Origin of the sequence: Leifsonia sp. P73 (assembly GCF_051059105.1) — a bacterium.
GTDB lineage: Bacteria > Actinomycetota > Actinomycetes > Actinomycetales > Microbacteriaceae > Leifsonia.
In genome coordinates, this window is sequence record NZ_CP194931.1 from 183615 (window position 1) to 201091 (window position 17477).

19 protein-coding genes and 1 pseudogene are annotated in these 17477 nt (G+C 71.6%); 11 read left to right on the top strand and 9 right to left on the bottom strand.

The genetic code is table 11. The features are described 5' to 3' along the window. The first annotated feature begins 5 nt into the window (after positions 1-5). Positions 6-1691 carry an APC family permease gene (locus ACQ86L_RS00930; protein ID WP_434317301.1) on the top strand — a complete coding sequence of 562 codons (1686 nt, stop codon included), beginning with the start codon at positions 6-8 and terminating at the stop codon, positions 1689-1691. Between the two features lie 53 nt (positions 1692-1744). Beyond that, positions 1745-2179 carry a PaaI family thioesterase gene (locus tag ACQ86L_RS00935; protein ID WP_434318956.1) on the top strand — a complete coding sequence of 145 codons (435 nt, stop codon included), beginning with the start codon at positions 1745-1747 and terminating at the stop codon, positions 2177-2179. Between the two features lie 19 nt (positions 2180-2198). On the opposite strand, the gene ACQ86L_RS00940 is transcribed toward ACQ86L_RS00935, so the two are convergent. Together ACQ86L_RS00940 and ACQ86L_RS00945 are read right to left on the bottom strand one after the other, a co-directional pair. Next, on the bottom strand, positions 2199-3899 hold the full coding sequence (locus ACQ86L_RS00940) for a long-chain-fatty-acid--CoA ligase (protein WP_434317302.1): 1701 nt from the start codon (positions 3897-3899) through the stop codon (positions 2199-2201). Positions 3900-3909: 10 nt separating this feature from the next. Then, positions 3910-4575 (bottom strand): SDR family oxidoreductase, encoded by a 666-nt coding sequence (locus ACQ86L_RS00945; RefSeq protein WP_434317303.1) that lies wholly within the window; start codon positions 4573-4575, stop codon positions 3910-3912. Between the two features lie 86 nt (positions 4576-4661). On the opposite strand from ACQ86L_RS00945, the gene ACQ86L_RS00950 reads away from it, so the two are divergent. The 5 genes from ACQ86L_RS00950 (at position 4662) to ACQ86L_RS00970 (ending at position 7368) form a co-directional block, all read left to right on the top strand. Next, positions 4662-4985 (top strand): DUF6412 domain-containing protein, encoded by a 324-nt coding sequence (locus tag ACQ86L_RS00950; protein WP_434317304.1) that lies wholly within the window; start codon positions 4662-4664, stop codon positions 4983-4985. Between the two features lie 72 nt (positions 4986-5057). After that, positions 5058-5819: a YidC/Oxa1 family membrane protein insertase gene (locus tag ACQ86L_RS00955; protein ID WP_434317305.1), complete on the top strand. Its 762-nt coding sequence runs from the start codon at positions 5058-5060 to the stop codon at positions 5817-5819. A gap of 17 nt (positions 5820-5836) precedes the next feature. Next, positions 5837-6148, top strand: coding sequence for a hypothetical protein (locus tag ACQ86L_RS00960; RefSeq protein ID WP_345839278.1), 312 nt, complete (start codon positions 5837-5839; stop codon positions 6146-6148). A 3-nt stretch (positions 6149-6151) separates the two neighbouring features. Beyond that, positions 6152-6688: a DUF1697 domain-containing protein gene (locus ACQ86L_RS00965; protein ID WP_434317306.1), complete on the top strand. Its 537-nt coding sequence runs from the start codon at positions 6152-6154 to the stop codon at positions 6686-6688. A 53-nt stretch (positions 6689-6741) separates the two neighbouring features. Next, complete coding sequence (locus ACQ86L_RS00970) at positions 6742-7368, top strand: hypothetical protein (RefSeq protein ID WP_434317307.1); 627 nt, start codon at positions 6742-6744, stop codon at positions 7366-7368. Position 7369: 1 nt separating this feature from the next. On the opposite strand, the pseudogene ACQ86L_RS00975 reads toward ACQ86L_RS00970, so the two are convergent. Beyond that, positions 7370-8373 (bottom strand): annotated as a pseudogene (locus tag ACQ86L_RS00975) (aldo/keto reductase family protein). Between the two features lie 72 nt (positions 8374-8445). Between ACQ86L_RS00975 and dinB the strand changes: the two are divergent. The 4 genes from dinB (at position 8446) to ACQ86L_RS00995 (ending at position 11043) form a co-directional block, all read left to right on the top strand. Continuing rightward, the gene (gene dinB, locus ACQ86L_RS00980; RefSeq protein WP_434317308.1) at positions 8446-9720 is read left to right on the top strand and encodes a DNA polymerase IV; all 1275 of its coding nucleotides are present in this window, start codon (positions 8446-8448) and stop codon (positions 9718-9720) included. Positions 9721-9777: 57 nt separating this feature from the next. After that, on the top strand, positions 9778-10107 hold the full coding sequence (locus ACQ86L_RS00985; RefSeq protein WP_345839274.1) for a GerW family sporulation protein: 330 nt from the start codon (positions 9778-9780) through the stop codon (positions 10105-10107). A 142-nt stretch (positions 10108-10249) separates the two neighbouring features. Further along, positions 10250-10780, top strand: coding sequence for an ATP-binding protein (locus tag ACQ86L_RS00990; protein ID WP_434318957.1), 531 nt, complete (start codon positions 10250-10252; stop codon positions 10778-10780). Then, on the top strand, positions 10777-11043 hold the full coding sequence (locus ACQ86L_RS00995) for a hypothetical protein (protein WP_434317309.1): 267 nt from the start codon (positions 10777-10779) through the stop codon (positions 11041-11043). Before ACQ86L_RS00990 ends, ACQ86L_RS00995 begins: the two co-directional genes overlap by 4 nt. Before the next feature lie 116 nt (positions 11044-11159). Here ACQ86L_RS00995 and ACQ86L_RS01000 read toward each other — a convergent pair whose 3' ends face one another. From ACQ86L_RS01000 to ACQ86L_RS01025, 6 genes are all read right to left on the bottom strand, one after another. Next, positions 11160-11951, bottom strand: a complete 792-nt coding sequence (locus ACQ86L_RS01000) for a DUF7507 domain-containing protein (protein ID WP_434317310.1) — start codon at positions 11949-11951, stop codon at positions 11160-11162. After that, complete coding sequence (locus ACQ86L_RS01005; protein WP_434317311.1) at positions 11948-13324, bottom strand: hypothetical protein; 1377 nt, start codon at positions 13322-13324, stop codon at positions 11948-11950. Before ACQ86L_RS01005 ends, ACQ86L_RS01000 begins: the two co-directional genes overlap by 4 nt. Positions 13325-13502: 178 nt before the next feature. After that, a complete protein-coding gene (locus ACQ86L_RS01010) occupies positions 13503-13856 on the bottom strand; it encodes a metallopeptidase family protein (RefSeq protein WP_434318958.1) in 354 nt (117 codons plus the stop codon). Between the two features lie 2 nt (positions 13857-13858). Beyond that, on the bottom strand, positions 13859-14938 hold the full coding sequence (locus ACQ86L_RS01015) for a hypothetical protein (protein ID WP_434317312.1): 1080 nt from the start codon (positions 14936-14938) through the stop codon (positions 13859-13861). Positions 14939-14997: 59 nt separating this feature from the next. Further along, on the bottom strand, positions 14998-15789 hold the full coding sequence (locus tag ACQ86L_RS01020) for a hypothetical protein (protein WP_434317313.1): 792 nt from the start codon (positions 15787-15789) through the stop codon (positions 14998-15000). A gap of 388 nt (positions 15790-16177) precedes the next feature. Next, positions 16178-17452, bottom strand: coding sequence for an MFS transporter (locus ACQ86L_RS01025; RefSeq protein WP_434317314.1), 1275 nt, complete (start codon positions 17450-17452; stop codon positions 16178-16180). Positions 17453-17477 lie beyond the last annotated feature (25 nt).

A 17477-nucleotide genomic window follows, 5' to 3' on the forward strand; every position in this document is an offset into this window, starting at 1 on the left:
GCCTGGTGTCGAGCGTCGTGGTGGGGGTCGCCTCCACCGCGCCCGCCTACAGCCTCGCGGCCAGCCTGGGCTTCATCGTCGTCGGCGGCACGCTCGCCGCCGGCGTCAAAGCGCCCGGCATCGTGCTGCTCGCGTTCGTCCCGATGTACCTGATCGCGGTCGCGTACCAGGAGCTCAACAAGGCCGAGCCGGACTGCGGCACGACCTTCACCTGGGCGGCGAGAGCCTTCGGCCCGATCACCGGCTGGATGGGCGGCTGGGGCATCGTCATCGCCGACGTGATCGTGATGTCCAACCTGGCACAGATCGCCGGCAGCTACTCGTACACGTTCATCGGCGGCTTCGGCCTCCCCGGCGTCGCGGCGCTCGCCAACAACAATGTGGCCGTGACGATAGCCGGGTTGATCTGGATCGCCCTGATGACCTGGATCTGCTATCGCGGCATCGAGGTGTCGGCGCGCGTGCAGTACGTCCTGCTCGGCTTCGAGGTCGTCATCCTGATCTTCTTCGCGGTCTTCGCGCTCGTGAAGGTCTACACCGGCAATGCGGAGCCGTACTCGCTGATCCCGCAGTGGTCGTGGTTCAACCCGTTCACCCTCGACTTCGGTCAGACGATCGCCCCCGCACTGCTGACGGCGATCTTCATCTACTGGGGATGGGACACCGCGGTCTCGATCAACGAGGAGACCAAGAACCCCGAGAAGACCCCGGGCCGTGCGGCCGTCATCAGCACCCTGCTCCTGCTCGCCACCTACGCGATCGTCACGGTCGCCACTGTCGCGTTCGCGGGCGTCGGGGACAAGGGCATCGGCCTGGCGAACCCGGCGAACTCGTCCGACGTGTTCTCGGCGATCGGTCCGACGCTGTTCGGCAGCGGTCCGCTCGGCTCCATCCTGCTGACGCTGCTCGGCTTCTCGATCCTGACCTCGGCGTCGGCCTCGACCCAGACCACGATCCTGCCGACGGCCCGCACGACGCTGTCGATGGCCGTGTACAAGGCCATCCCGGAGAAGTTCGCGAAGATCCACCCGAAGTTCCTGACCCCGACGTGGTCGACGGTCGGCATGGGGATCGCCTCGGCGGCGTTCTACCTGCTGTTCACCGCGATCAGCGTCACCCTGCTGACCGCGCTGATCGGCTCGCTCGGCCTGATGATCGCGTTCTACTACGGCCTGACCGGCTTCGCCTGCGTCTGGTACTACCGCCGCACGCTGTTCACGAGCTTCCGGCACGCGATCATGCGCGGGCTGTTCCCGCTGCTCGGCGGCCTGATGCTGGTGGCCGTGTTCATCTACGGGGTGATCCAGTTCGCCGCACCCGACTGGCTGACGGACGAGAACGGCAAGAACGTCACGATCTTCGGGATCGGGGCGGAGGCCGTGGTCGGCATCGGCGGCATCCTGATCGGCGTCGTGCTGATGATCGTCTGGCGGATCATCCGGCCCGACTACTTCAAGGGGCTCACCCTGCCGAGGAAGAGCGACGACATCATCCTGGAGCCCGTCGCGGTGGGCGACGACTTGCCGTTCGGCACGGCGGCCTCCCGGCTGCCGGCGACCGTCATCGCGCCGGACTTCTCCAACCTCCCCGAAGGACAGACCCCGGTCAATGCGGATACGCTCGAAACGGTCGACGAGCCGGCGGACCTGCCGCCGGCCGACCCCGACCTCCCGCGGAAGGAGAGCGAGTGAGCGAACGCAGCCGAACCGTCCACTGGGAGGACCCCGCACCGGGCGTCGCCGTCATGCCGACGATGAGCGGCCTGGCCTACCTGCAGAAGATGATCGCGGGGGAGCTGCCGCCGCCGCCCATCGCGAGCCTGATGGGGATGACGCTGACGGAGGCCGAGACCGGCCGGGCGGTGTTCGTCTGCGAGCCGGACGAGTCGCACTACAACCCGATCGGGACGGTGCACGGCGGCCTGGTCTGCACCCTGCTGGACTCGGCGATCGGCTGTGCGGTGCAGTCGACGCTGGCGCAGGGCCAGGGCTACACGTCGATCGAGATCAAGGTGAACTACCTCCGGCCGGTGTTCGCCGGCAGCGGCCCGCTCACCTGCAGCGCGACCGTGACCAAGCCGGGGAACCGGGTGGCCTTCGCGGACGGGGTCGTGACGGACGGGAGCGGGAAGACGGTCGCGACGGCGACGGGGTCGCTGCTGGTGTTCCCTATCGGCTGAGCGGGCCGATCGGCTGAGTTCAGCCCGCCGCCTCCTGCTGCGCCACGAGCTGGTCGCGCACCTTCCTGCGGATGACCTTGCCGACGATGCTGCGCGGCAGCTCGTCCACCTGCACGACGTGCTTCGGCACCTTGTACGCGGTCAGGCAGTCGCGCCCGTAGGCGCGGATGGCCTCCTCGTCGAAGGACGCGCCCGGCTCCATGACGACGGCGGCCACGACATCCTCGCCGCCGCGGCGGTGCGGGAGGCCGACCACGGCGACGTCGGCGACCCCCTCGAAGCTGCGCAGCGCGTCCTCCACCTCCGTCGGGGAGACGTTGAAGCCGCCGGTGACGATGAGCTCCTTGATCCGGTCGACGATCCGCACGAAGCCGTCCTCGTCCATCGTGACGATGTCGCCGGTGCGGAACCAGCCGTCCGAGGTGAGCACCTTGGCCGACTCGTCGGCGTTGCGCCAGTAGCCGGAGAACACCTGCGGTCCGCGGGCGAGCAGCTCGCCCTCCTCGCCGAACGCGCGGTCGACGGCCGGGTCGTCGGGGTCGGCGACGCGCAGCTCGGTTCCGGGCAGCGGGAGGCCGACCGTGCCGGCCTTGCGGGTCGCGCCGACCGGGTTCGCCATCAGCACGGGCGAGCACTCGGAGAGGCCGTAGCCTTCCACCAGGTAGCCGCCGGTCTTCGACTCCCAGAGGTCCACGATGGCCTGCGGCAGGCTCATCGCGCCGGAGATCGCGATGTCGATGCCGGAGAGCGACACCTTGCGCTTCTCTGCAGCCTGCACCAGCCGCTCGTAGATCGGCGGCACGGCGGGCAGGAAGGTCGCCGGCCGCTTCTTCACGACGTCCAGCACCAGGTCCGGGTCGAACTTCGGGAAGAGCACGAGCCGCGACCCCATGCTCATGGCGAAGGTCAGGCAGAGCGTGAGCCCGTAGGCGTGGAACAGCGGCAGGACCGCGTACACCACCGAGGTGCCGCGCTCGATCGTGGGCACCCACGCGCGCGCCTGCGCCGCGTTGACGGCGAGGTTGAGGTGGCTGAGCATGACGCCCTTCGGCCGCCCGGTGGTGCCGCTGGTGTACTGGATGAGCGCCAGGTCGTCGCGCTCCGGCCGCGGCACCGACGCCTTCAGCCGCCGGGACGAGACCAGCGACTCCCAGGTGACGGCGCCGGAGACCTTCGCGGTGAGCTGATCGCGCGCCTTGCGGGCGGCGGGCACCGGGAGGCGGAGGGCGAAGCGCTTGGTCGCGGGCATGGCGCGGGTGATGTCCACCGAGATGACGGTCGTCACGCCGAGGTCGGCCGGGAGGTCCTGCACCGTCGGCACGACCTTGTCCCAGACGATCGCCACGGTGGCGCCGTGGTCCTCGAACTGGTGCCGGAGCTCGCGCGGCGTGTAGAGCGGGTTGTGCTCCACCACGACGGCGCCGAGCCGCAGCGCCGCGTAGAACGCGACGACGTGCTGGGGGCAGTTCGGCAGCACCAGCGCGACGCGGTCGCCCTTGCGGACGCCGCGCTTGCGCAGGCCCTCCGCGGCACGCGCGATCTGGTCGCCGAGCTCGGCGTAGGTCGTCGTCGCGCCGAAGAACTCCAGGGCGACGTGCGTGCCGTAGGTCGCGACCGAGTCGTCGATCAGGTGGGCGAGGGAGCCCTCCGGCAGCTCGATGTCGGCGGGGACACCCGGCGCGTAGGCGGAGACCCAGGGGCGATCGCTGTAACCACTCACGGACAAGAGCCTAGGGGGCCGCCGTCAGGGTGCGCACGGCCTCCTCGATCGGGACGTCGCCGGAGACGACCTCCCAGGTGCGGCCGATCGTGGCGGGATCGGCCAGGCAGACGGCGATCAGCCGGGCGACGTCCTCGCGGGCGATGGTGCCGCGCGGCACGCTCTCGCCGAGCTGGATCTCACCGGTGCCCTCGTCGAAAGTCAGTCCGCCCGGACGCAGGATCGTCCAGTCCAGCCCCGAGGCGCGCAGGTCGGCGTCGGCGTCGCGCTTGGCCTCCACGTAGGCGCGCCACTGGGGGTCGGCGTCCTCCGCCACGGGTCCGTCGACGCCCCAGGCGCTCACCTGCACGAACCGGCGGATGCCGGCGGCGGCCGCGGCCTCGGCGGACTTCACCGAGCCCGCGTAGTCGACCGTGCGCTTGCGGGCGACGCCTGAGCCCGCCCCGGCGCCCGCGGTGAACACGACCGCGTCGCAGCCGACGAACGCCATGGCGATCGCACCGGAGTCGGCCTGCTCGATGTCGAGGACGTGGCCCTCGCCGCCGAGGCGGTAGACGTCGTCGGCGTGCTCGTCGCTGCGGACGAGGCCGACGAACTCGTCCCCCCGGTCGTAGAGCACCCGCATGAGCTGCTGGGCGACTTTTCCGTGGGCTCCGACGATCGCGATTCGACTCATGCCTCCATCTTGCTCCTGTTCGGGGTCGCTCCGCTCACGGCGAACGCGCAAGCGGCCCGGCGGGCGGATGCGTTACGGTCGTGCACATGACCGGTCTGCTGGAGTTCGTGGCGCGCATCTTCGCGCCGGGCTCCGGCCTGTCGGTGCTGTGGCACTCCGCGGCCTGGCCCGGCGGGCTCTCCGGGATCGTCGCGCTCGCCGGCCTGGCCGGCGCGATCGGGATCGTCGCGGTCGCCGCGACGGCGGTCGTGCGCTCGGTCGCCGCGCTGGCGGCTTCACTGCGCGTCCGCGCCGTCTGGTCGAACCCGCTGCAGCCCGCCGCCGGCTGGCTGCTGCAGAGCCAGGCCGACCCGGACGCCGACGGCCGTCCGCGCCCCAGGGCCCCCGGAATCCTCCTGCCGGTCGCGTAGCCGGGCGCTGTTCGCCCGTCCCTGCGCGGCCAGACGACGTCTTCGTCCGTTCCGACAGCAGGGATACCACCCATGGACTTCTTCTCGTGGCCGCCGATCGCGGCCATCCTCGACGCCGCCTACGGCTTCGTCACCGCCCTCTCCGCCGCCGTCGAGCCCGTCGCGGGCGCGGCCGCCGGCATCGTCGCGATCGTCGCCCTGACGGTGATCGTGCGAGCCCTCCTCCTCCCCGTCGGCGTCAGTCAGGTGCGCGCCGAGTACACCCGGCGCCGGCTCGCCCCGGCCCTCGCCGAACTCCAGCGCAAGCACGGCAAGGACCGGGAGCTCCTGGCCCGCAAGACGATGGAGCTCTACCAGGCCGAGCGCACCTCCCCGTTCGCCGGGATGCTGCCGCTCTTGGCGCAGCTCCCCGTGATCTCGCTGGTCTACGCGCTGTTCACGCACGCCACGATCGCCGGCCACGCCAACACCCTGCTCGACACGCACGTGCTCGGCGCGCCGCTCGGCACCAGCTTCGTCGGCCTCGCCGGCGCCGGCCCGGTCTGGCCCGGGTTCCTGGTCTACGCGGGCGTCCTCGTGCTGATCGCCGCCGTGACCACGGTGTCGCGGCGCGTGCTCGCGCTGCCGCAGCCGGACGGCACTCCGGCGCCGACCGGCGTCGTGCGGGCGCTGTCGTTCCTGCCGTACGTCACGGTGGTCTTCGCGGCGTTCGTGCCGCTCGCCGCCGCCGTGTACATTCTGACCACGACGGCCTGGACCGTCGTCGAGCGGGCCACCCTGCGCCGCCTGCTCGGCCCGGAGCGGGGGAGGACGGAGCCGTCGACGTCGCACTGAGATGGGATGCTTGAACCATGTGGAAGCGTGATCGTCCCCGCCCGCCCCGCGACCCCCGCGCGGCGACACCGGCCCTGGGCGTCGGCGTGCAGGTGTACGTCGTCGAGCAGGAGCCGCCCTCGTCCGACGACTGGCCGGGTGAGCCCACCGGGGTGATCATCGCCAACGGGGAGCGCACCATGCGGTCCATCTCCCTGCCGAACGACGGCTTCACGCACTGGACCGTCGCCTTCACCGAGCCGCAGCACCGCCGGGACGGGAGCGGTCCGTACGAGACCGCGACCATCTCCGCCGTGCTGCTGGTGGCCGCCGAGCCCGCGGAGGCCTGAGCCGTGCTCGGGGTCGGCCTGATCCGCGGCATCAACGTCGGCGGAAACGCGCGCGTCGCGAAGGCCGACCTGGCGGCCGCGTTCGAGACGGCCGGCTTCGAGGACGTGGTCACCCTGCTGCAGAGCGGGAACGTCGTCTTCCGCGGGCGGGGCGCACCGACGGCCGCGCAGGCCGAGGCCGTCACCGCGGCGCTGGCCGAGTCGTCGGGAGTGTCCGCCGGCGTCGTCCTGCTGGCGGAGGAGCGCTTCCGCCGGATCGCCGCGGACAACCCCCTGGTGGGCATCGCGGACGACGACTCCCGGCTCGTCGTGACCTTCCTGGATCACGACGTCCCCGCCGGAGTGAGCGCGCCGGACGACGCCGAGCTCGCCCCGGAGGTGGTCCGGCTGGGGGACCGCGCGATCTACCAGTGGAGCCCGCTCGGCGTCTCCAAATCGGTCGTCCCCGCGGCGTTCTGGCGCGCCGTGGGGCCGGTGGCGACGGGACGCAACCAGCGCACCGTCCTCCGTCTGATCGCCGAGCTCGACCGGCGCGGTTGAACGCACGAACCGGTGCACTGCTGGAGGTCACCGGCTGCTCTTACAATGACGGCATGTTCGTCGAGGGCACCCTTCGATGGCAGGTCACCGAGGACTGTCCCTGGGACCTGCTGATCGCGCTCGCCCTGCGCGACCTCGTGGGGCTCGACAACAGCCTGGAGCCCGCCCTTCCGCGCGTGTCGCCGGCTGTCGTGCCCGCTCTGCACGGGGCATCCGAGCGGAGCGGACCCGCCGCGACCCCGGCGGCGAAGGACGTGCTGGAGACCCAGTGGCACGCCCTGTTCGAGCGCGCGGCCGACCGCGAGCACCGCCCGATCACCCCGCTGCTGCAGCCTCCGCACTTCGCTGCCCTCGACCGCGCGATCGAGCTCCAGGACATCGTGCTCGCCCAGCACGAGACCGCGGCGCGCTGGGCGCGCGAGCGCCGCGCCGAATACGCCCGCGCGAGCATCGAGCACCACGCCACCCGCGCCGCCGACATCGTGGACGTGGTCCACGAGCGGGAGCACGATCTGCGACGCCAGGCCGGATACTTCCGCCTGGACATCGACGTGCTCCCGCTCGCCGAGCGCGGCGCGTGGATCGTCGGCCCGCACACCGTGGTCGTCAGCACCTCGCTGCGCGACGACTCGCAGGCGTTCCGGGACTGGTTCCGGCCGCTCGTCGCCGCGCTCGTGTGAGCTAGGCCACGCGCTGCGCCGGGGAGGTCGTCTCCGCCGGGTCGGTCACCGCAACGTCCCCGACCGCCTCGTCGATGCGGGCGAGCACGTCGCCGCTGAGCCGGACGCCCGCGGCCTTCACGTTGGAGGCCACCTGCTCCGGACGCGAAGCGCCGACGATCGCGCCGGACACATTCGGGTTCTGCAGGACCCAGGCGATCGCGAGCTGCGCCATCGTCGCGCCGAGCTCGTCGGCGATCGGCTTCAGCCGCTGCACGGAGGTGAGCACGTCGTCGCGCAGGAAGCTCTTGATCGCGTTCGCGCCTCCCTTGTCGTCCGCCGCCCGGCTGCCCTCGGGGAGGGCGCGCCCGGCAGGTACTTGCCGGTCAGCACGCCCTGCGCCACCGGCGACCAGACGATCTGCGAGATGCCGAGCTCGGCGGAGGTCGGGACGACCTGCTTCTCGATGACGCGCCAGAGCATCGAGTACTGCGGCTGGTTCGAGATGAGCTGGAAGCCGAGCTCCTTCGCCAGCGCGTGCCCGGCGCGCAGCTGGTCGGCCGTCCACTCGCTCACGCCGATGTAGAGCGCCTTGCCCTCCCGCACGATGTCGGCGAAGGCCTGCATGGTCTCCTCCAGCGGCGTCTCGTAGTCGAAGCGGTGCGCCTGATAGAGGTCGACGTAGTCGGTGCCGAGCCGGGTGAGCGAGCCGTCGATGGACTCGAGGATGTGCTTGCGCGAGAGCCCGGTGTCGTTGTGGCCCTTCGGGCCGGTCGGCCAGTAGACCTTGGTGAAGATCTCCAGCGACTGCCGGCGCTGGCCCTTCAGTGCGTCGCCGAGCACCTGCTCCGCGGCGGTGTTCGCGTACGCGTCGGCGGTGTCGAAGGTGCTGATGCCGGCGTCGAGGGCGGCGTGGACGCACTGCGTCGCCGTCTCGTTCTCGACCTGGGAGGCATGCGTGAGCCAGTTGCCGTAGATGATCTCCGAGATCTTGAGACCGGAGTTGCCGAGGTATCTGAATTCCATGCCTCCACGCTAGCCGCGTCAGACCGGATGTCGTGGCCGGATGGGAGGATTGACCCATGGGGCAGGTTCTCGGTGGGTAGGGCGGACGGCAGCGACCGGCGGGTGACGACCGCCGACGTCGACGACGCCGACGCCACGATCCTGCACGTCGACATGGACGCCTTCTTCGCCTCCGTCGAGCTGCTGGACCGTCCGGACGCCCGCGGCAAACCCGCCATCGTCGGCCACGCGGGCGGTCGCGGGGTCGTCACGAGCGCGACGTACGAGGCACGCCGGTTCGGCGTGCGCAGCGCCATGCCGGTCTCCCAGGCGCTGCGGCTGTGCCCGACCGCGATCATCCTGCCGCCGCACTACGAGAAGTACACCGAGTACTCCGGCAAGGTGATGGACATCTTCCACGAGGTGACGCCGCTGGTCGAGCCGCTCAGCATCGACGAGGCGTTCCTCGACGTCGCCGGCGCGCGGCGGCTGCTGGGATCCCCGCGGCGCATCGCCGAGCTCATCCGCTCGCGCGTCAAGGAGGAGACCGGTCTCACCTGCTCGGTCGGCGTCGCCGGCACGAAGTTCATGGCCAAACTCGCCTCCGGGCACGCCAAGCCGGACGGGATGCTCGTCATCCCGCCGGCCGACACGGTCGCCTACCTCCGCCCGCTCCCGGTCGGCGCGCTCTGGGGCGTCGGCGCGAGCACGCAGTCCTCGCTGGAGCGGATGGGCATGCGCACCGTCGCCGACCTCGCCGACGCGCCCCTGCCCGTGCTGCAACGGGCGGTCGGCGACGCGACCGCGCACCGGCTGCACGAGCTCGCCAACGGCCGCGACCCGCGCCGGATCGTCACGGCATCCCGCGAGAAGAGCATCGGCCACGAGAACACGTTCTCGGTCGACGTGGAGGACGCCGACACCCTGCGCCGCGAGCTGCTGCGGCTCTCCGGGAGAGTCGGCGAGCGGCTGCGCAAGCACGGGATGGTCGGCCGGACCATCGCCCTCAAGGTGCGCTTCTCCGACTTCCGCACCATCACCCGCTCGCGCACCCTCGCCGAGCCGACCAATGTCGGGCGGCGGCTGTTCGAGGAGGCCTGGGACGTCTTCGAGACGCTCGACCTCCGCCTGAAGGACACCCCGATCCGGCTGATCGGCGTGCGGGCCGAGCAGCTCGCCGACGCCGGCGGCGACGCGCTCGCGCTCTGGGACCCCGACGAGGAGTGGCGGGAGGCCGAGCGCACGCTCGACGCGGTCAGCGCCCGCTTCGGCCGCGGCTCGATCGGGCCGGCCTCCCTGGTGCGGAGGTCGCGCGACGCCGAGCAGGCCGAGCGTGACGGCCGCAACCCGCGCTGGCTGAGCGACTAGCGCTGCCGGAACCCACCGGCCCTGGTCACACCGGAGGCCTCCGAGTACGGTGATCCCATGACGCAACTCTCCCTCAAGCTCGCCGAGACGATGAGCTCCTCCGGAATCAAGTCGGTCTACGGCGAGCCGATCGTCGTCGACGGCACCACGATCGTCCCCGTCGCCGCGGTGCAGTTCGGCTTCGGCGCGGGCGAAGGCCCCGGCGACGACTCCGCGCCGGGAGGTGCGGGAGGCGGCGGCGCCGCGGTCCCGTTCGGCGCCTACATCAGCGACGAGACAGGCGTACGGTTTCGGCCGAACCTGATCACGCTGCTCGCGGTCGCCATCCCGTTCGTGTGGGTGGCCGGCCACGCCTGGGCGCGCGTCATCCGCGCGCTCAAGCGGTAGCGCTCACGCGCACCGCCGCCCGGCGGTCTACACTCGACAGGAATGTCCTGGGATCCTGACGAGCTGCCGGAGCTGTGCGAGCTGTTCGGCGCGGTCGCGGCCGCGCTGGAGGCGACCGGGGAGAGGCTCCCCCGTCGTCCTGATCGACGGCCCGAGCGGTGCGGGCAAGAGCTCCCTCGCCGACCTGCTCGTACGGCACTGGCCCGGCGCCGAACAGCCCCGCCTGGTCAGGATGGACGACCTCTACCCGGGCTGGGACGGCCTCCTCGCCGCGAGCGACGCGCTGGCCGCCGACCTCCTGGAGCCGCTCGCCCTCGCCGGGCAGGGGCGCTGGCGGCGCTGGGACTGGGCGGCCGGGCGCCCGGCCGAATGGCACGACGTGGCGGGCACGGCGCCGGTCGTGGTGGAGGGGTGCGGCACGCTGGCCGCCGGCAACGTCCGCTGGGCGCACCTCGCGATCTGGCTGGACGCCGACGACGGCCTCCGCAAGGCACGCGCGTTGGACCGCGACGGCGAGACGTTCGCGTCGCACTGGGATCAGTGGCAGTCCGAGTTCGAGGAGTACCTGGCCCGGGAGGACCCGCGGGAGCGTGCCGACCTCGTGCTGGACGTCACCGACTGGCCGATGGGTTCTGCACCCCGGCATCCCTCGGGGTCTACGGTGGTTCCATGAGCGAGACATCCCACTCGGACCCTGAGTACATCGTCGAATACGCGGACGGCCCCCTCGTCGGAACGGCGGAACGGCGCTACCTGGTCGGCGGGAAAGTGGACGACCGGATCGGCGCGGTGGCCGCCATCGAGGGTCTGGAGTCGCTGTTCTGGTACGTCGCGGGCGAGCAGCGCACCGTCAACGGCGAGCGTCACGTCTCGTACCACTTCGACGCTCCCGACAGCGACCCGGTCGAGACCGACAAGGACGAGGAGTCGCTTTAGCGACTCGCGACGATGCCCCGGGAGTCGGTGACTCCCGGGGCATCGTGCGTCGGCGACTCAGCCGGTCAGGCGGTCAGCCGCTCAGCCCTGCTTGCGGGCCGTCCTGCGTCGCGCGATCACAGCGAGTCCGGTGCCGGCGAGGGCGAGCAGGGCGGCCAGCGGCGCGAGCCACGACAGCACCTCCAAGCCGGTGTCGGCCAGCGGGTTCCCCGGGGCGGGTCCGCCGCCGGCGGGTTCGCCACGGGCGGATTCGGCGCAGGCGGGTTCTCGACGGGCAGGTGGACGGCGTCGACCACGGCAGTGGACGCGGCGGACTGGACAGCCGCGCCGGTGGGGTCGGTCGCGTCGGCCACGGCCGTGTTGGTGATGCTGCCTGCGGCGTAGTCGGCGTCCGTCGACTCGTAGTCCGCCGTGCAGGTCAGGGAGGCCCCCGCCGCCAGCGTGGCGTCCGCCGGGCACATCACCGTCAGCGGGCCTCCGCTGCCGGAGAAGCTCTGCTCGGTGATCCCGACGGCCAGCAGGGTGACGTTCCCGCTGTTCGTCACCACGAACGAGTACGTGATCGGCTGTCCGGCGCCGGTGATGCTGGTCGGGTCCGCCTTCTTGTCGAGGGTCAGGCTCGGCGCTTGGTCGGCGGTCACCTCCGCCGTCGCGGCCGGGCTGCTCACCGCTCCGGCCACCGCGTCCTGGCCTCCCGCGACGGCCGCGTTCGAGATGGTCCCTGTATCGATGTCGGCGGCTGTCGCGTCGTAGGACGCAGTGCACTGCTCGCTCTCCCCGGGCGCCAGGGTGGTGCTCGGGCAGCTCGGAACCGGGGCGGTCCCCGTGCCGGTGAAGGCCGTCTCGGTGATGCCGATGCCGGTCAGGGGCGTGTTGCCGGTGTTGGTCACGGTGTAGGTGTACGTCACCGTGTCGCCGACCTTGCGATCGTCGCCGGGCTCGCCGTCTTCGTCAGCGACAGCGACGCCGCGCGCGGGGTGTTCGTGAAGGTGCAGACCACAGAAGGCGACTCGCCCGCGTACGTCGCCAGCGGGAACGAGACCGAGGTCCCGCTGCCCGTGATCGGGAACTGCGGGTTCCCCGGGTTCACCGAGTCGACGCAGGAGTACGTCGAGAGGTATTGGGCCAGGTCCGTCGTGCCCGCCGCCGTCTCGGTGGCGGTGTACGTGTCGCCGAAGCGGGCGAGGGCGGGTCCGGCCTGGAGGAGGCGGCCGTCCGCCGTCTGCTGCAGTCCGGTCGCGCTGCCCGTTGTCACGGCCGTGGCGGGGAGGCTGACCGTGGGGCCGGTGACGCTCAGCGCGAACTGGTCCGTCGCGTTCACGCGGGACACGACGTTCTTCTGGGCGCTGACGGCCGGAGGGAACGCGCAGCTCGCGAGGTCCACGAGGCCGGTGCCGGAGGGGCCGGTCTGAGACGCGGGCAGCGGGGTCAGGTTTCCGTCGGAGGACCCGGTGCCCGGGTCGATCGAGAAGATGCCGTTGGTGCTGCCCTGGCTCAGGTAGAGCGTCCCGTTGCCGTCGAAGGCGATGCCGTTGACCGCGGCGCCGCCGGGGACGGTGAACGTGCTCAGGGTCGCCGGTGTCAGGGTCGCGGCCTGCGCGGCGGTCTTCGGGAGCGGGCCGCTGATCGCTTCGAGCGAGCCGTCGGTGGCCGAGGAGAAGACGAGGTAGAGGTTGCCGCCGCCGTCGAAGGCGATGTCGCCGTTGTTCTGGCCCGCCACTGCGGGAAAGGTGACCAGCGGCGTCGGGCTGACCATCTGACCGGTCGTGGTGTCGAAGCCCCAGAGCTGACCCGTGACGCCGTTGGTGCCGACGTCCCCGAAGTAGTAGATCCCCGTGATCGGGTCGACAGCGCCGACCGTGACGCCGCTGCCGGGAGCCGGCTTGCCCTGATACGCGAGCCAGTTCCCGCTGGCGGCGTCGTAGCCCTCGATCACCGTGCCGTTCTCGGAGGCCATGAACGCTCCGGTGCCGCCGACGGTGAGGCCGAGCCCGTTCGGGTTGGTCCCGGGGAACGAGCTCGTGGACGCGACCGTTGCGGCCAGCTGGGCGCCGCCGACGGAGGTGTCGTCGATGCGCAGCAGGTCCGCGACGTCCGGAGCCCCGAGGGTGCCGGGCACGAGGCCGTAGATGGACGTACCGGAGCAGTCGAGGGCGCCGGCGGCCGTCGCGGGGCCCGCGGGTCCGGAGGTCGCGGCGAGCGACACCAGGACTCCGACGACCGTCGCGAGGATCAGTCCGGGGCGAACCGCGCGTTTCACGGTGTTCGCGGATGTGGGCATTGCCACCCTTTCGTTCGTTGCGTGGCGCTCCCCGCGTGAGACGAGTCGCGTGAGGGGTTTATAGCAACGAGGCGGGGGCGGTATTCCGGTGTGCTCGGACTCTGACCGCGCTGAATTCCGAAGGATTCACCCGCGCGTTAGCACGATGCGCGCGCGGGAGCGGATGCCGGGTGCGGCGTCAGGCCCAGCCGAGCTCGTGCAGCCGGTCGTCGTCGATCCCGTAATAGTGCGCGATCTCGTGCACGAGGGTCACGTGGACCTCCTCGCGCAGCTCGTCCTCGTCGGCGCAGATCGACAGCAGCGGTTCGCGGTACAGGATGAGGCGGTCGGGCATCTCGCCGAAGCCGTACGCGTCCCGTTCGGTGAGGGCGACGCCGTCGTAGAGGCCGAGCAGGTCGAGCGAGCCGTCCTCCGGGCGGTCCTCGACCACGAACACGACATTGTCCAGCCCGTCGATCATCTCGTCCGGCAACCGGTCGAGCTCGTCGGTGACGAGCTCCTCGAACGCGTCGGCGTCCAGGTGCAGGGGCATCGTCACCAGGCCTCGGCGACGGCGGCGTGCAGGTCGAGGAGGCCGATCGTCCGCTCCGAGGGTCCCCGGCCGAAGCCGCACTCCGTCGCCACCCCGAACCGCGGCCGGGCGGTCGCCGCCGCCGCGGCACGGCGGCGCGCGCCGTCCACGCCGTCCTCATGGTGCAGGAGGCCGAGGTACAGCTCGGTCGGCTCGGGCAGCTCCAGTGCGGCGAGCGGGGCGAAGTACTCCGGGTCGTCGCGCTCGATCGGCACCGGGAGGTGGAAGAACGCGATCGGTCGCGGCGCGTCGGCCAGGATTCCGGCGATGACCGCCGCCAGGTTGCCGGCGTCCGTGGGCTGCACGAAGTGCTGCTCCTCGACGTCGCCATAGCAGAGGTGGTAGCCGACCTCCACGTCGCCGGGCACCGCGGCGGCCTGGCGCACGGAGCGCTCCACGACGCCGGCGAGCACCCCGGCCGTGCCGGGCTCGGCGAACCACGGCTCGACGCGCCCCTCCAGGAGCGCGAACTCCGCCGCGGTGTCCCACTGGATCGCGAGGTCCTCGTGCGGGATGCCGTCGAGGATGCGCGTCAGCTCGCCGAGGAGCGCACGCTCGTACGCCGGCTCCAGCGCGGCCCGGTCGCCCGGCACGACGAACGCGCCGATCACCGCGGCCGGCGTCGGCAGCGACACCTGGAACCGGGTGCCCTGAGCGATCGTTCCGGCCTCCCGGAGCCGCGCGAACTCCGCGTAGGAGGCCAGCGCGGCCTCCGCGTAGCCGAGGTCGGGGAAGACCAGGTCGCCCGGCGCGACGTCCGCGTCGAGCTGGAACGGCCGGCCGTCGAAGATCTCGCGCAGATAGTACGGCTCGACCGGGATGCGGGACAGCCCGGTCATCGTGTCGAACCGCGCGGTCTGGAACTGGATCCAGTAGAACCGCTCGCCCACCTCGCCGTCGGGGATGCGCCGGAGCCGGTCGCCGAGGTGCTCGCTCACGGCGCCGAACACGGCGCCGGCGTCGGGGAGGTTGACGCTGCCGACGAGGTGCGCTCCGCGGATCTCGGGGACGACGGAGGGGGCGGGGGCCGGGCCGGTGCTCACCTGGGCGAGTCTACCGGCGCGGCCGCCGCCCCCTCATGTCGTGGAGGTGCGGAACCGGCTCAGTACCAGTTCATGGCCTCCGAGTGGCTCCACGCGGAGCACGGGGTGCCGTACGAGCCCTTGATGTAGGAGAGACCCCACTTGATCTGGGTGGTCGCGTTGGTCGCCCAGTCGCTGCCGAACGTCGCCATCTTGCTGCCGGGCAGCGCCTGCGGGATGCCGGTCGCACCGCTGCCGCTGTTCGAGGCCTGGTAGTTCCAGCCGGACTCCTTGGACCACAGGCTGTCGAGGCACTGGAACTGGTCGGAGCCCCAGCCGTAGGTGCTGGACATGATGGACTGCGCGGCGGTGCGGGCGCCGTTCGGGGTGTTGGCGTTCGCCTGCGCGGCGGCGGCTGCGGCAGCAGCGGCGGCTGCGGCGGCCGCGGCCTTCTGATCGGCGGCGACACCGGCGGCGGCGAGGGCCGTGGTGGCGGCGTCGGTGGTGTCGATCTGCGCGCGGAGCTTCGAGTCGTCGAGCTTCTTGAAGTCGTCGAGACCGGCGATCGCGGTCTTCGCCGCGGTGGTGTCCGCCTTGGCGGCGTTCGCCTGCACGGTCGACTGCGCTTTGGTCAGGGTCTGCTGGGCGATGCCCTCCAGGCGGTCGCGCCAGAGCTTGTCGTAGACGCCGAGCTGGTCGTGGTGGATCCCGGTGGACTGGGACAGTTCGCGGGTGGCGCGTTCGCTCTCCTGCTGCTGCGCGACCATCGGGGCGACGATGCTGGCCGACATGATGATCGCGGCGGCGCCGGTGAGGACGCGACCGAAGGAGAGGTTGGATGAGCGGACGACGTGGCTGAGAGTGCTGAGCATAGATTTCCTGGGTCGGGCTTCCCCGCCGAGCCGCGCGGCCTCCCGGTCGGGAGGCGCACGGCTCAGAGCGCTCCCGGGGGAGAGCGCTCGGACGGGCTGGCAACCGCGCCGGGACGCACGGAAGCGCGACTGGACCGGGTGGTCCCGAGGCGCGGCGTTCGACGCGGATGTGCCGCACCAGGTTTTTCGGGGTGGCGTCCGGGGTTCGGGGGTTGGACGCACGGCGCAGCACGGACAGCATTCACCGCTGTCGATCGACCACGCTAGACGCCTACTCTGGACGACTCGGGCATGAACGCTGGCAAAGTCGTGTGCGCGCGCTCTCGCGGCGTCGTGACGCGCGCCTGGCGGCGCCCGAACCTGGCAGTGCGGTGTGCGGCGGTGCGGGTCAGCCGCCGAAGGCCGCGTGGTCGCGCTCGTCGGCCTTCTCGGCCGCCGTCTCAGCCGCCGCCATGCGCGCGTCGGTGACCCAGATCATCCCGATCAGCATCGCGAGCGCGACGACGCTCATGCTGAGGAACACCGCGGGGATGCCGAAGAACTGGGCGATCACGCCCGCTGCGGCGGCGCCGAGCGGCATCGTGCCCCACGCCAGGACGCGGTAGGCGGAGTTCAGCCGTCCGAGCAGCCGCTGCGGCGTCACGCGCTGCCGGAGCGAGACCGTGATGACGTTCCAGATGGAGACGGTGACGCCGCCGAGGAGAAATCCGGCCCCGATGATGTACGGGTTCGTGGTGAACGCCGGCGTCGCGACTGTCAGCAGCGAGCCGAGGACCGTGAGGGTGAGCGCTTTCGAGCGGCCGAGCAGCCGTTCGGCGGGCTCGGCCAGGAACGTCCCGGCGACGCTGCCGAGCGCCGAAGCGGTGAGCAGCAGGCCGTAGCCGGGATCGGTGAGCTTCATCGCGGAGGAGGGGCCGACCGCGTACAGCACGAAGACGGTGAAGACGGCGCTGCTGGCGAAGTTGAAGCCGCCCACCATGACCGCGAGCGTGCGCAGCAGCGTGCTCCCGCGCAGGAACCGCAGCCCCTCCACGATGTCGGCGCGGATGGTGGTGGTGCGCGGATGGTCGGTCGTGAAGCGCCCACGGACGAGCAGCAGCATCCCGATCGCGGCGACCCAGAGCAGCACCGGCGTCCCGAAGGCGAGCCCGATTCCGGCCGCGACCAGGAAACCGCCGAGCGGAGGCCCGACGAACTCGTTCGTGGTGAGCTCGGCCGCGTACAGCCGGCCGTTCGCCCGGGAGAGCGCGGCCTTGTCCACGAGCTGCGGGAGGATCGACTGCGACGACGTGTCGTAGACGGTCTCCGCCACGCCGATGCAGACCGCCGCGGCGTAGAGCAGCCAGATCGACCCGGCACCGGCGACGGCCGCGATCGTGAGGAACCCGAGGAAGGCGGCCCGCGCGACGTTGGCCACGAGCATCAGCCGGCGCCGGTCGTACCGGTCGGCGAGGGCGCCCGCGAGGAGGGCGAACACCAGCCACGGCAGGGTGAAGGCGAAGGTGAGGCCGGCGATGAGCGCGGGGGAGTCGGTGTAGCGGATGGCGACCAGCGGCAGCGCGACCTTCATCACACCGTCGGCGAGGTTGGAGAGGGCCGACGACGTCCAGAGCCTCCAGTAGCGCGAGCCGAGGGGAGCGGATGCCGCACGTTCCGATGTCACGGGGACAGCCTGACACGCTGATTGA

Coding starts and splice junctions, on each gene's coding strand:
- ACQ86L_RS00935 (WP_434318956.1), top strand. CDS start 1,745: ATGCCGACGATGAGCGGCCTGGCCTACCTGCAGAAGATGATCGCGGGG.
- ACQ86L_RS00945 (WP_434317303.1), bottom strand. CDS start 4,575: ATGAGTCGAATCGCGATCGTCGGAGCCCACGGAAAAGTCGCCCAGCAG.
- ACQ86L_RS00950 (WP_434317304.1), top strand. CDS start 4,662: ATGACCGGTCTGCTGGAGTTCGTGGCGCGCATCTTCGCGCCGGGCTCC.
- ACQ86L_RS00955 (WP_434317305.1), top strand. CDS start 5,058: ATGGACTTCTTCTCGTGGCCGCCGATCGCGGCCATCCTCGACGCCGCC.
- ACQ86L_RS00960 (WP_345839278.1), top strand. CDS start 5,837: ATGTGGAAGCGTGATCGTCCCCGCCCGCCCCGCGACCCCCGCGCGGCG.
- ACQ86L_RS00970 (WP_434317307.1), top strand. CDS start 6,742: ATGTTCGTCGAGGGCACCCTTCGATGGCAGGTCACCGAGGACTGTCCC.
- ACQ86L_RS00985 (WP_345839274.1), top strand. CDS start 9,778: ATGACGCAACTCTCCCTCAAGCTCGCCGAGACGATGAGCTCCTCCGGA.
- ACQ86L_RS00995 (WP_434317309.1), top strand. CDS start 10,777: ATGAGCGAGACATCCCACTCGGACCCTGAGTACATCGTCGAATACGCG.
- ACQ86L_RS01005 (WP_434317311.1), bottom strand. CDS start 13,324: ATGCCCACATCCGCGAACACCGTGAAACGCGCGGTTCGCCCCGGACTG.
- ACQ86L_RS01010 (WP_434318958.1), bottom strand. CDS start 13,856: ATGCCCCTGCACCTGGACGCCGACGCGTTCGAGGAGCTCGTCACCGAC.
- ACQ86L_RS01020 (WP_434317313.1), bottom strand. CDS start 15,789: ATGCTCAGCACTCTCAGCCACGTCGTCCGCTCATCCAACCTCTCCTTC.